This window comes from Anoxybacillus dikiliensis (genome assembly GCF_050613275.1).
Taxonomy (GTDB): Bacteria; Bacillota; Bacilli; order Bacillales; family Anoxybacillaceae; genus Anoxybacillus.
Genome location: NZ_CP187112.1, coordinates 2,134,566 through 2,147,774, shown reverse-complemented (window position 1 = coordinate 2,147,774; position 13,209 = coordinate 2,134,566). Strand labels below are relative to the sequence as shown.

Below are 13,209 nucleotides of genomic sequence, written 5' to 3'. Positions count from 1 at the left end.
AGGATGTATATCGGTGTAGACTATTATCCAGAGTACTGGCCAAAAGAAATGATTGAAGAAGATATTCAAGGAATCAAAGAACTAGGGGCTAACATCGTTCGCATCGGGGAATTTTCTTGGCACTTAATGGAACGAACAGAAGGGGATATTGATTTTTCTTTTTTTGATGAAGTTGTGAAAAAGTTGAAAGAGAACGGGCTTTCAATTATGTTTGGTACGCCGACCGCGACATTTCCCGCTTGGTTAGCAAAAAAACATCCAGACATTTTATCTAAAGACGAGTTTGGACGTGTTCGTGTTTTTGGTGGAAGAAGACAATATTGTTTTAATTCAACAACATATCGCTTATATGCGGCAAATATAACGAAGCAGCTTGTGACACATTACAAAGGTGAAGAAGCGATTATTGCTTGGCAAATTGATAATGAATTTGGACATGAAGGAAGTGATATGTGTTATTGTGAACAGTGCCATCGAGAATTTCAACAATTTTTGAAGGAGAAATATAAGCAAATTGATGTGTTGAATGAAGCGTACGGAACAATTTTTTGGGGACAGACATACAACGATTTTTCAGAAATTCCAATGCCAACGAAAACAATTACAACGCATAATCCCTCTTTGCAGTTAGATTGGGCTCGTTTTCGTTCATTCTCCGTCAACCGTTTTGCCCATGAAATGACAAACATCGTAAGAAAACATAAAGGTTCCCATCAGCAAGTGACAACAAACGTATCCGGAGGCTTCTTTAACAAATGGTTTGATCATGAGGAAAATGTTCGTCTCATGGACTTCGTGTCTTATGATAACTACCCTGTATGGGGAGGGCTAGACGAGCCGATTTCTCCTGCGGCTATTGCGATGAGCCATGATTTTAATCGCGGATTGCTCGGGAAAAATTATTGGATTGTCGAAGAGTTAATGGGGGCTCAAGGACATGAGATGATCGGATATTTACCGCGACCGAATCAAGCAAAAATGTGGTCGTATCAAGCGTTCGCTCATGGATGTACGAATATGTTATATTTTAGCTGGCGAGGAATGGATCGAGGAGCAGAACAATTTTGTTATGGGATTGTAGATCATAGTAATATACGAGGAAGAAAATATAAAGAAGTACAATCTGTTTTTTCGCATATTCCGACATTTGAACATGTGTTACAATCGCCTATTCAAGCAGATATAGCTGTTTTATATGATTATGACAATATTTGGTCGTGGCGCTTTCAGCCACAAAGCAAGGCGTTTGATTTTACAACCGAACTTCTTCGGTTGTATGAGCCGTTTTATCGTTTAAATGCGAACATCGACGTCATTCCTGTGTCGCGTGATTTTTCAACATATAAAGTACTTATCATTCCTGTATTACAAATCATTGACGAACAATTAGCGGAAAAGTTGAAAACGTTTGCTCGTCGTGGCGGGACAATTATATTTTCTTTCCGAACAGGGCTAAAAAATAAACAAAATAATATTCATTTTAAACATGTATTACCTGCGCACGTCAGCGATCTTGTCGGTGCGCATATTCACGAAGTAGAATCTCTAGCATATCGTCATGTTCCAATCATCGGTGAAGGACGATGGCAAGGTAAAAAGGCGATGTGCTCTGTGTGGCGAGATTTGCTTGAACCAACAACAGCTAATGTATTATATCGATATGACGATCCGTTTTATCCTCTCGCTGCGATAACTGAAAATGAATATGGTGATGGGAACGTTTATTATATTGGTGGGGGCATAGATGACGATGTGCTGAATGACCTTGCAAAGGAAATTGTGCAAAAACATCACATATGGCATGTAGAAAGTGACGAAGGTGTCGAAGTGTATCGACGTGTATGTGATGATGGTGAGTACATGTTCATCTTAAACCATACAGATCAAGAAAAACGGTTTCACCATTTGACCCTCAAACCGTATGATAGTCAAATCGTTAAAATTTAGCATAAATAAAGGAGTGGCATCGATGGCTACATTGAAGGAAATTGCCGAGAAAGCAGGGGTTTCGGTCGCCACTGTTTCGCGTGTGTTAAACTACGATACAACGTTATCCGTCTCGGATGAAACAAGAAAGCGCATTTTTGAAATTGCGCAAGAGCTGAACTATAAAACGCCGAGGGAACGCAACCAGCTACATGCCAAAGATCGACTTCGCTTTGGTGTTGTGAACTGGTATTCGGAATCTCAAGAACTTGACGACCCATACTATATGGCGATCCGACTTGGTGTCGAGAAAGAATGTTTTCGACGTCAAATCGAGTTAGTTAAGTTATTTAAGAAAGACGGTTCGTACGAATCAGAGTGGTTAACGGGGTTGGACGGAATTATTGCGGTTGGGAAATTTGGAAAACAACATATTCATCTTTTTACATCGGTGACGAACCATCTTGTTTTTGTTGACTATTCACCTAATGAAGATCGCTTTGATTCTGTCGTTGTTGATTTTCGAAAAGCAACAGCTCGCGTTCTCCAATATTTAATTGATCTCGGCCATAAACATATTGGCTACATCGGAGGGCGCGAATATGTTGATGACGGTCAACTCATTCAAGATGAACGCGAACGCACATTTTATGAATATTTATATTTGCGTGGTATGTTCATCCCAGAATATGTATTAACGGGACGCTTTATTGCAGAAGATGGATATATGTTAATGAAACAAGCACTCCAGCTGCCAAATCGTCCAACCGCGTTCTTTATCGCCAGCGATTCGATGGCGATTGGAGCGTTGCGAGCGCTTCATGAAGCTGGAGTTGACGTTCCAAATGAAATCACAGTTGTCGGTTTTAATGATCTCCCTACATCAAAATTTGTTCAGCCTCCATTATCAACTGTGCAAGTTTACACAGAATTTATGGGAGAAACAGCGGTTGAGCTGCTTGTCGAACAAATTCAAACGAAAAGAGAGATTCCGAAAAAAATTGTTGTTCCAACGAAACTTGTCGTCAGAGAAAGCAGCTGTGCTCATACGGTAAAGAAATAGCTTCCGCCTTGGCGAAAGCTATTTCTTTTAAAACAATCAAAAGGGGAATAAACATGAAACTTGTACAAGAACAACGAACAAAAATAAACGGTCAACCGATTATCGCATTTACGCTTACAAATGATCATGGAATGGAAGTCACTTGTTTAAACTACGGTTGTATCATTACAAGCATACTCGTGCCTGATAAAAGCGGAAACATGGAGAATGTCGTTTTAGCATTTGATAACTTCTCTTCTTATTTGACAAACCGTCCGTATTTAGGAGCTGTCATCGGAAGGGTAGGTGGAAGAATAAAAAATAGTTGTTTTGAGTTAAATGGAAAAACGTATAGGCTATATGCAAATGAAAATGGAAACCATCTGCACGGTGGAGAGAAAGGGTTTCATCACGTCATTTGGGAAACAGCAGGATTTTCACAAAAAGAAGAAGTTGGTGTCCGCTTCTCGCATCGAAGTGTTGATGGAGAAGAAGGATATCCTGGGAACGCCGATGTGCAAGTTACATATACATTAAACAACGAAAACGAACTAATTATTTCTTATCAAGCCATTTCTGACCAAGATACGCCGTTTACATTAACGAACCATACGTACTTTAATTTGAGTGGTAACTTAAAAAAAGATATTTTGCAACACGAATTAAAAATAAAAAGCGACCGTTTCTTACCTTTAGATGGTGAATTGATTCCAACTGGAGAAATGAAAGATGTGACGGGTACACCTTTTGATTTACGTAAATGGAAAAAGTTGAGAGAAGTAATTGAGTCAACTGATCCGCAAATTCGTTTAGTCGGACAAGGATATGACCATCCATTTATTTTAAATGCTCATCATGATGAAGAAATTGTTTTATGTGACAGAGAGAGCGGGCGGACATTGATTGTTGAAACGGATGAAGTTGGTGTCGTCGTATACACAGGAAATCACCTTCCTCATGAAGAAAAGATGAACGGTGTATCGTCGCGAAAATATTTAGGGATTTGCTTGGAGACGCAAGCATTGCCAAATGCCGTGCATCATGCTCATTTCCCGTCTTGTATATTGCGTGCGGGAGAAGTATACTCATCGACGACAAAATATAAGTTTTGTGTTGTTGACGTAAAATAGCCTTCGCATGGAAGGCTATTTTTTTACTGCTTCTTCTAATGTTTCAAGCATCGATTGTTTCTGTTCTTCTGTCGCGTGATTCCATAACGCTTCAAATAAGACACCAAGACCGGGTAAATATTTTTCTTCACCTTGTTGTATCGCATCGACGATCGTATGTTGAAGCTGGTCTTTTGAGCTGTTTGCGACGTTTGCCATGACGGCACCACGTAAATTAAAGTCCATCGTCTTCACTCCATTCTTTATGTATTGCGTAAGTAGTTTTTGCTATAATGGTAACTACTATTCATAAAAGAGGAGAGAGAAACATGGAAAAAGCAACATTTGCTGGCGGATGTTTTTGGTGCATGGTTACTCCATTTGAAGAACTTGATGGCATTTACGGCATCGTCTCTGGATACACAGGCGGTCATGTCGAGCATCCGACGTATGAACAAGTGAAAACGGGAACGACAGGGCATTATGAAGCGGTGCAAATTACGTTCGATCCGGATGTGTTTCCGTACGAAAAATTGTTAGAGTTGTATTGGTGTCAAATTGATCCGACGGATGATGGCGGGCAATTTCATGACCGCGGTCCGCAATATCGAACAGCAATTTTTTATCATAATGAGCGACAAAAAACATTAGCGGAGCAATCGAAAAAACAACTAGAAGAAAGTGGACGTTTTTCAAAACCGATTGTGACAAACATTTTACCGGCGACAACGTTTTATCCAGCAGAAGACTATCATCAAAATTACCATAAAAAAAATCCGAAACATTATAAAGAAGACCGCGCTGCCTCAGGTCGAGATGAATTTATTGCGAAACATTGGGGGAAAAACGAGTGAAACGAATTGAATCGCCGAAAAACGAGCGGGTGAAACAATGGAAAAAGCTTTCAACGAAAAAAGGTCGCGATAAAACGGGGTTGTTTCTCATTGAAGGATTTCATTTAGTCGAAGAGGCAATAAAAAGCGGCGTTCATGTTGAAGACATCATCATCGCTGAACATGCAACTATTCCAACAAGCTGGAACGTTGCGCATATACCGACGACGATCGTGACAAATGATGTGATGAAAGCAATTAGCGACACAGAAACGCCGCAAGGCATCGTAGCGGTATGCAAACAATTGCATTGGAACGTCGATGATGTACAAACGGCGTTGTTCGTTGATGCAGTACAAGATCCCGGAAACTTAGGGACGATTATTCGTACCGCAGATGCTGCAGGAATAGACGTTGTCGTTGTTGGCGAAGGAAGTGCAGATGTATACAACGCAAAAGTCATTCGTGCCACGCAAGGCTCACTGTTTCATTTTCCTGTTATAAAAGGAGACATCGGGGAATGGATCGCTCGCTTTCAAAGTGAACATATTCCGATTTATGGCACATCGCTTCGAAATGGGGTTGACTATCGTTCTGTCGCTTCTTCGTCATCGTTTGCATTAATCGTCGGGAATGAAGGAAGCGGAGTGAATGATCGGTGGCTACAACAGACGACAACGAACTTATATGTGCCGATTTATGGGAAGGCAGAATCATTAAATGTCGCCATCGCCACAGGAATTTTACTGTATCATCTACAGAAAAAATAAACGTATGTTTGCACGATTGCCTTGCACCTTATTGTACATTTGCTTATAATAAATGAAGAATTTCATCATATAAAAAACGATGATCGAGAAGAGTAGCTTGCCGATCGCCATTCAGGGAGAAAACGCCATAGACTGCGAGCGTTTTTATGGTAGAAGCAAGTGAATTCACCTCGGGAGTTGGCGCTTGGACCATTTTGCGCATGCAAAATGTAAAGGCGTTCCGGTGTAGACCGTTATCACAATGAAGTGAGCTATGCTGGTCGCATAGCTAACAAGGGTGGTACCGCGAGTGCACTCGTCCCTTATATTAGGGGCGAGTTTTTTTATTATATCGATCAGAGGAGGGTTTTTATGAAGGAGCGGTTACAACAGCTTCAACAAGAAGCGCTTGTTCAAATTGAGCAAGCAGCCGATTTAAAAGCGCTCAATGACGTGCGCGTCGCATATCTCGGCAAAAAAGGCCCAATTACAGAAGTGTTGCGCGGCATGGGGGCGCTGTCGCCTGAAGAGCGTCCTGTGATGGGGGCGCTTGTGAACGAAGTGCGTGAAGTGATTCAAACAGCGCTTGAAGCAAAGCAAGCAACGCTTGAACAAGCAGAAGTTGAGAAAAAACTAGCGTCTGAAGCGATCGATGTGACGCTTCCTGGGCGTCCGGTGAAACGTGGCAATCATCATCCGTTAACGCGCGTCATTGAAGAAATTGAAGATTTATTTATCGGCATGGGCTATACGATTGCCGAAGGTCCGGAAGTCGAAAAAGACTATTACAACTTTGAAGCGCTCAATTTGCCAAAAGGTCATCCAGCGCGCGATATGCAAGATTCATTTTATATTACAGAGGAAATTTTATTGCGTACACATACGTCACCTGTGCAAGCGCGCACGATGGAAAAACATAAAGGACGCGGTCCAGTAAAAATCATTTGCCCGGGAAAAGTATATCGCCGCGACAACGACGATGCGACGCATTCCCATCAATTTACACAAATTGAAGGGCTCGTTGTGGACGAAAACATTCGCATGAGCGACTTAAAAGGAACGTTGCGCGAATTTGCGCGCAAAATGTTTGGAGAAGACCGCGACATTCGCTTCCGTCCAAGTTTTTTCCCATTTACAGAGCCGTCTGTTGAAGTGGACGTATCATGTGCCAATTGCGGTGGACACGGATGCAGCGTATGCAAAGGAACAGGCTGGATTGAAATTTTAGGGGCAGGAATGGTTCATCCGAACGTGCTTGAAATGGCAGGATTTGATTCGAAAAAATATACAGGCTTTGCGTTTGGGATGGGCCCGGAGCGCATTGCGATGTTAAAATACGGCATTGATGATATTCGTCATTTTTATCAAAACGATATTCGGTTTTTACAACAATTTCGTCGGGTGTAAAAGGAGGGGTTGGCGATGTTCGTTTCATATCGATGGTTACAACAATATGTCGATTTAACAGGAATTACAGCAAACCAGCTAGCAGATCGCATCACAAAAGCAGGTATTGAAGTGGAACATGTTGAGGTGCGCAATAAAGGAATACAAGGTGTCGTCATCGGGCATGTGCTCGAGCGCGAACAACATCCGAACGCTGATAAATTAAGTAAATGTTTAGTTGATATTGGCGAAGAGGAACCGGTGCAAATCATTTGCGGGGCGCCGAACGTGGCAAAAGGACAAAAGGTTGCCGTTGCTAAAGTGGGTGCGGTATTGCCTGGCAACTTTAAAATTAAACGGGCGAAACTGCGCGGTGAAGAATCAAACGGTATGATTTGTTCACTGCAAGAACTTGGCGTCGAGTCGAAAATCGTTCCGAAAGAATATGCCGATGGTATTTTCGTTTTCCCAAACGATGCGCCGGTCGGAGCTGATGCGCTAGAACTACTTTACTTGGATGATGAAGTGTTGGAGCTTAGTTTAACACCAAACCGTGCTGATTGTTTAAGTATGATCGGCGTCGCTTATGAAGTGGCAGCGATTTTAGGGCGCAGCGTCAAACTGCCGGCCATTGAGTTGCAAGAAAACGAAGAAACCGTTCATGATTACATTTCCGTACGGGTCGATGCACAAGAAGATAATCCGTTATATGCGGGGCGCGTTGTGAAAAACGTGAAAATCGGTCCATCCCCTCTTTGGATGCAAGCGCGTTTAATGGCAGCTGGCATTCGTCCACACAATAACGTTGTTGATATTACGAACTACATTTTGCTTGAATACGGTCAACCGCTTCATGCGTTTGACTATGATCGCCTCGGTTCGAAAGAAATTGTCGTTCGCCGTGCGAAAAACGGTGAAACGATTGTGACGCTTGATGATGTAGAGCGCACGCTTACAGAAAACCATCTCGTCATTACGAACGGGAAAGAGCCTGTCGCCTTAGCTGGTGTGATGGGTGGAGCGAACTCAGAAGTATGCGATGAAACAGTAAACGTATTTATTGAAGCAGCATATTTTAACGGAGCAACGATTCGCCAAGCGGTCAAAGATCACGGGTTGCGCAGTGAGTCGAGCACACGTTTTGAAAAAGGAATCGATCCAGCGCGGACAAAAGAAGCGCTTGACCGCGCGGCAGCGTTAATGGCGGAATATGCTGGTGGAGAAGTCGTTGGCGGCGTTGTGGAAGTGAACACACTGCAACGAAAAGATGTTGTTGTCACGATTACGTTAGATCGCATCAATAACGTACTTGGCACAGCGATTACGAAAGAGGAAGTTGCGAATATTTTAACAAACTTGCAATTCGCGTTTACAGAACATGACGGTACGTTTACGATTACCGTTCCGTCGCGTCGTGCAGACATTACAATTGAAGAAGACATCATTGAAGAAGTGGCGCGTCTATATGGCTACGACCATTTACCTGCGACATTGCCGATCGGCGAAGCAAAGCCGGGGAAATTAACGCCATATCAAGCAAAACGTCGTCACGTGCGCCGTTATTTAGAAGATGTAGGCTTGTTCCAAGCGATTACGTACTCGCTCACAAACGAAGAAAAAGCAACGATGTTTGCGCTTGAAACGGCGGAACCGATCCGTCTTGCTCTTCCAATGAGCGAAGAACGAAGCGTCTTACGGCAAAGTTTAGTGCCGCACCTATTGGAAGCGGCAAGCTACAACCGCGCCCGCCAAGTCGAAAACGTCGCGCTATACGAAATCGGCTCGGTATATTTAGCTAACGGCGAACATGAACTGCCGAACGAAAAAGAACGTCTCGCAGGCGTTTTGACAGGCGTATGGCATGCGCATTTATGGCAAGGAGAGAAAAAAGTAGTTGATTTTTACGTCGCAAAAGGCGTTTTAGATGGCTTGTTTGCGTTGCTAGGCTTAGAGAGCCGCATCGAATATAAGCAAGCAAAACGCGAGCACCTTCATCCAGGGCGTACAGCCGATATGTTGCTAGACGGCAAAACAATCGGTTTTATCGGTCAGCTACATCCGATCGTGCAAAAACAATTTGATTTAAAAGAAACGTATGTGTTTGAACTAGACATTGAAGCATTGTTGAAGGCGGAAGTAGATGACATTCGCTATACAGCAATTCCGCGCTTCCCATCCATTACGCGCGATATTGCGCTCGTCGTCGATGAGCATATTGTTGCGGGTGAGTTGCAAAAAGCGATTATCGAGGCAGGCGGTGAACTGTTGAAGGATGTATCGATTTTCGACGTCTACAAAGGCGACCGCCTCCCGGAAGGCAAAAAATCGATCGCCTTCGCGCTCCGTTACTACGACCCATCGCGGACATTAACGGACGAAGAAGTAACAAACGTTCACGAACAAGTGATCAAAGCTGTGGAACAACAATTCGGCGCCACATTGCGCGGGTAAAGCGAACCCCCATCTGATGCACGGGCATTGGATGGGGGATTTTATGTCCTTGGCGGATCGGTGGGGGCGTTTTTTTGTCTAGTCCGCCAAAATTGGCGTGCACACCGCCAAAAGAAGGCGGGGTTCCAACATAAGTTGGCGGTGAAGAAAGCCAGATTAATTTAGAGAAAATTAAAAATAATAAATTTAAAATAAAAATTCATTTTAATAATCAAAATCAGTAACTGTAGTTGAGTAATTTCTATAACAATAATTACCATCAGAAAAGAAACAAACAGGGTACTCCTTATGCCACGTGGAGCTGTTTTTTCACGGTATCAATAGGAATATTTTGTTTCGCTGCACGGTAAATGAACTCCACGAGGCAATGCCCTTTTCGCTTGCGACGTTTGCGTTTATGATTTCCACCGTTTTCTGCAACCAGTCGCTCGCGATTGGATTGGCGACGTTCTCACTGTTCATCGGTCCACAAGTCACCTACTTTTTGTCGCTCTAATTTGACTGGGCGAAATATATATTGTTTGCCAATACGAACTTTGGGCTTCGTTTTGCAAAGGAGCTTGATTAAAACTAAAGCAACATCATAACGATGTTGCCTTTTAAAAAAAGTATTTAGAGTCCCTGTTGTTGAATGCTGGTCTGGTGCCTTCCAATATATCAATAATTTTATTGTTTATTTTTGGTGATTCAATTGCTCCGCATTCGTAAGTTATTTTATTTCCATCTTCTTTTTGAATATTAGCACAAATAATTTGTTCTGCATCACATACTACTGCTAAATTAGGATTATGGGTTACTATAAATATTTGTCGTCTTTTTTTAGCTTCCCTAATACAAGGCACAAGTAAGTTATAAATTGTTTGGTTATCAAGATTATCTTCGGGTTGATCAATTATTAGAGGAATATCATCCTTATCTAACAATAAATAGAAAACAAGTAGTAATATTCCTCGCTCCCCTGGAGAGAGTTTAGAGATTTCTTTATCGTTTAACTTCATAATATAATTTGGTTCTAAATAATCTAAAGAGAACAATAGATTATATAAATCAAATTTAGATTCGCCATTTCTTAATTGTTCTTCAATCTCTACCTTATTCGGATTGTCTTGACGATAATCGTTTTTTAAATGGTCCATTACGTCCCTTACAAAACCTAGAACTCCTTGGACATCGTTGAATTCATATTTATCAATTATTTTTGTAAGAACTTTTTCACCATCATCTTTAAATGAACCTCTTGCTCGTTTATTTATTTTGTTAAGAAAGCTTGATTTGAATTCAGGTTTAATTGATAAATTAACTTCCATCGTTAATTTTAAAGACTGATTTAATATCTTATTATTGTTTATTGCATTTTGTATTGGGGAGTAATATGTTTCGTAAAGATTCACAATCTCTTTTAATTGTTGATATATTTGCTCTGTTAATTGTTCACGTTGTTTATACAAATCTTCTAGTTTTGCAGGTATTTCTTTAATTTGATTCAATTGATCTCGATAAAATTTAACAGTGCCAATTTTTTCAGGTGAACCAATTATTTCCTCTCTCTTTTGTTCCCATTTTTCAACTTCCATCAAGTATCTTTGATATTCAATATTAACCGAGTCTAAAGTATTTTGCACGGTTTCTAATTCTTTTATTAACTTTTCTTTTTCAGAGGATTTTAAATTGTAGTTCTTTTCAATTTCTGACTTTTGTGACTGTAATTCAAATAATTTATTGTATAAACCATCATAATTTATCTCAAATTTAAGAATATCATTAACTGATATCCCGAACTTTTTTAAATCTTTTTCGAATCCACTAATAAACGTTTTATATCTACTTTCTAAATTAGTTACTTTATCTATGATTTTCTGTACCTCAGATATACTTAACTCAACAGAAGTTCGTTGCCTGCTATATTCTTTTAGGGATAAATCGACTTCCCTAATTTTTTGATTCATTAAATTAATTGTTATTTGTTGTTCTTCATTAACTTTTGGAGGTTCTTTTTGTTCGGGTTTTGCACTCTCATGTACTTCTAACTCTTGTAATTTCAATTTATACTCGTTTTCAATTCTTTTTTGATGTTTTGACGAAATCTTGTCTTCATATTTTACAATTGTTTTATTTATTTTTTCTAACTCATCTTTTAAATCTTTAACAGCTTGTTTTTTTTCTTCAGTTTTAAATTCAATAAGTTCATCCAAAGAAGATTTTTGCAGACGATCCGATTCATCAATATATGAAAATATAACTTTTTTAAGTTCTTTATTAAAAGAGCTATTATTCCCAAATTCAGTTTCGTTACAAATATTTTCGAAATAATTTTGAGGAATGTATCTAGCCCTTTCTATGCTATTTTCAGGAATGGAATCTGATAATGTTTTACTAATTTTATGTCCATCAGCCCAAACTAATTCTGCTTCAAAAAAAGATGCTTTATTATTCTTTTTTTGTTTAAAACGATTTTCATTTAAAAAAGAGAAATATTTTGATTGATTTGTATCACATAATAAACCCAATATATCCGCTAATGCACTTTTCCCACTTCCTTTATTTCCGATTATTGCTACTAAATTAGGATTAAAATGAATGGAATTGTCAAACCATTTTTCTTCAATTGTGGCATTTTCGTTTTTCTTAATATTTAATAATTTGATATACTTAGTTTTATTATTTTCAAAATGTTGAAGCTTATCTGGTTTCTCGCCGATAAAAACACGTTCTTCGGGTTCGTTTATAATTTGTCTTAAGCCTTCAAAAGTTGGGTCAGCTTTAATCCATGTGTAATCTTTAGAGTTACCTTGCGATGGATGAAAAAGATTATTTAGATCATGTGAATCAGATCCCCATATTATTGGCTTCTTACTACCAAATCTACTTATAAATTCATCTGAAGTCATTCCAAATTTTCCAAGTAAAAAATCTCGATCCTTCGAGTTGTTAGAAAAGCAAATATCTGAAATTTTAAGTAATGTTTGTCTAAGATTTCCTAATCTACCTAATTCTTTTTTATTAATTTCATACCATGGTAAATTGCTTAAAGAACCATGTCCTTTATAGGCAGCTAAAACGAGAAAACTTTCTTCTTTAATACCATTTAATATTAAATTTTTTCTTAGTTCCTCTAACTTTATCCTGAGATTATCAAGAGGAATTGTGATAATGCTTAAGGCTTTATTTATATATTTTCTTTTTAAATCATCTGGAATACTAGCTATATTTAGAGTCACGTCATAATTTCCATTATGATATTCTGCATAACCTATCCTTATGAGATTATCCTTTTTTATCTTTAAAACATGCTCTTGGTACTTAATTGATAATTCTTCAATAAAATTTTGGGTAATAACAGATGAAGGGATTTTAGGGTCAAATACAACATGTATGTTTATTGAGTTATTATGATTGTCGAATGCTTCGATTCTTAATTCTACACATGGGATTAAATGTAAATATTTACAGTTAGGCAACTCAATTTTGGGTTCTTTATTAACCCCATAATCATTTTTCAGTTTTTCATATCCATCCACGGAAAAGTAGTCTGTAACTCCCATAACTTCAATTCCGTGTTTAACAGCATTTTCTTTTAATTTACTAACATATAAATCCCAATCATCACCAAAATTTTGATGGTATGAATTTGGTGTATGTACATGGAGATCCCATTTCCTCCATATAGACCCGCGGATATCGTTCATTTTGAAAAATCCCCCTTTCTTTATATA

At 39.4% G+C, this 13,209-nt stretch carries 10 protein-coding genes and 1 other annotated feature; of the genes, 8 read left to right on the top strand and 2 right to left on the bottom strand.

Annotation, left to right across the window (positions count from 1 at the left end):
- Nucleotides 1–3 precede the first annotated feature (3 nt).
- Genes ACPF7I_RS11275 through ACPF7I_RS11265 form a run of 3 tightly spaced genes read left to right on the top strand, consistent with a single transcriptional unit; the run spans nt 4 to nt 4,098 of the window.
- The gene (locus ACPF7I_RS11275) at nt 4–1,947 is read left to right on the top strand and encodes a beta-galactosidase (RefSeq protein WP_430746242.1); all 1,944 of its coding nucleotides are present in this window, start codon (nt 4–6) and stop codon (nt 1,945–1,947) included.
- A gap of 22 nt (nt 1,948–1,969) precedes the next feature.
- Nucleotides 1,970–2,989 (top strand): LacI family DNA-binding transcriptional regulator, encoded by a 1,020-nt coding sequence (locus ACPF7I_RS11270; protein ID WP_430746243.1) that lies wholly within the window; start codon nt 1,970–1,972, stop codon nt 2,987–2,989.
- Nucleotides 2,990–3,042: 53 nt separating this feature from the next.
- A complete protein-coding gene (locus ACPF7I_RS11265; protein ID WP_430746244.1) occupies nt 3,043–4,098 on the top strand; it encodes an aldose epimerase family protein in 1,056 nt (351 codons plus the stop codon).
- Nucleotides 4,099–4,113: 15 nt separating this feature from the next.
- Here the strand turns inward: ACPF7I_RS11265 and sspI are convergent, their stop codons facing one another.
- Entirely contained in the window at nt 4,114–4,323 is a 210-nt protein-coding gene (gene sspI, locus ACPF7I_RS11260) for a small acid-soluble spore protein SspI (protein WP_003397818.1), read from the bottom strand.
- Between the two features lie 83 nt (nt 4,324–4,406).
- On the opposite strand from sspI, the gene msrA reads away from it, so the two are divergent.
- The 5 genes from msrA (at nt 4,407) to ACPF7I_RS11235 (ending at nt 9,992) form a co-directional block, all read left to right on the top strand.
- The gene (gene msrA, locus ACPF7I_RS11255) at nt 4,407–4,931 is read left to right on the top strand and encodes a peptide-methionine (S)-S-oxide reductase MsrA (protein WP_430746245.1); all 525 of its coding nucleotides are present in this window, start codon (nt 4,407–4,409) and stop codon (nt 4,929–4,931) included.
- A complete protein-coding gene (locus ACPF7I_RS11250) occupies nt 4,928–5,680 on the top strand; it encodes a TrmH family RNA methyltransferase (protein ID WP_430746246.1) in 753 nt (250 codons plus the stop codon). Before msrA ends, ACPF7I_RS11250 begins: the two co-directional genes overlap by 4 nt.
- 70 nt (nt 5,681–5,750) lie before the next feature.
- Nucleotides 5,751–5,986 (top strand) — a binding site (T-box leader).
- Between the two features lie 45 nt (nt 5,987–6,031).
- A complete protein-coding gene (pheS, locus tag ACPF7I_RS11245; RefSeq protein WP_430746247.1) occupies nt 6,032–7,066 on the top strand; it encodes a phenylalanine--tRNA ligase subunit alpha in 1,035 nt (344 codons plus the stop codon).
- Nucleotides 7,067–7,081: 15 nt separating this feature from the next.
- On the top strand, nt 7,082–9,496 hold the full coding sequence (gene pheT, locus ACPF7I_RS11240; protein WP_430746248.1) for a phenylalanine--tRNA ligase subunit beta: 2,415 nt from the start codon (nt 7,082–7,084) through the stop codon (nt 9,494–9,496).
- A 367-nt stretch (nt 9,497–9,863) separates the two neighbouring features.
- The gene (locus tag ACPF7I_RS11235) at nt 9,864–9,992 is read left to right on the top strand and encodes a hypothetical protein (RefSeq protein ID WP_006323503.1); all 129 of its coding nucleotides are present in this window, start codon (nt 9,864–9,866) and stop codon (nt 9,990–9,992) included.
- A gap of 103 nt (nt 9,993–10,095) precedes the next feature.
- Here ACPF7I_RS11235 and ACPF7I_RS11230 read toward each other — a convergent pair whose 3' ends face one another.
- A complete protein-coding gene (locus tag ACPF7I_RS11230; RefSeq protein WP_318274895.1) occupies nt 10,096–13,182 on the bottom strand; it encodes a TrlF family AAA-like ATPase in 3,087 nt (1,028 codons plus the stop codon).
- Between the last annotated feature and the right edge of the window lie 27 nt (nt 13,183–13,209).

Bases quoted from the DNA above. Each gene is read 5' to 3' on its own strand.
- pheT (WP_430746248.1), top strand. From the start codon at position 7,082: ATGTTCGTTTCATATCGATGGTTACAACAATATGTCGATTTAACAGGA.
- ACPF7I_RS11235 (WP_006323503.1), top strand. From the start codon at position 9,864: ATGCCCTTTTCGCTTGCGACGTTTGCGTTTATGATTTCCACCGTTTTC.
- ACPF7I_RS11275 (WP_430746242.1), top strand. From the start codon at position 4: ATGTATATCGGTGTAGACTATTATCCAGAGTACTGGCCAAAAGAAATG.
- ACPF7I_RS11230 (WP_318274895.1), bottom strand. From the start codon at position 13,182: ATGAACGATATCCGCGGGTCTATATGGAGGAAATGGGATCTCCATGTA.
- sspI (WP_003397818.1), bottom strand. From the start codon at position 4,323: ATGGACTTTAATTTACGTGGTGCCGTCATGGCAAACGTCGCAAACAGC.
- ACPF7I_RS11270 (WP_430746243.1), top strand. From the start codon at position 1,970: ATGGCTACATTGAAGGAAATTGCCGAGAAAGCAGGGGTTTCGGTCGCC.
- pheS (WP_430746247.1), top strand. From the start codon at position 6,032: ATGAAGGAGCGGTTACAACAGCTTCAACAAGAAGCGCTTGTTCAAATT.
- msrA (WP_430746245.1), top strand. From the start codon at position 4,407: ATGGAAAAAGCAACATTTGCTGGCGGATGTTTTTGGTGCATGGTTACT.
- ACPF7I_RS11265 (WP_430746244.1), top strand. From the start codon at position 3,043: ATGAAACTTGTACAAGAACAACGAACAAAAATAAACGGTCAACCGATT.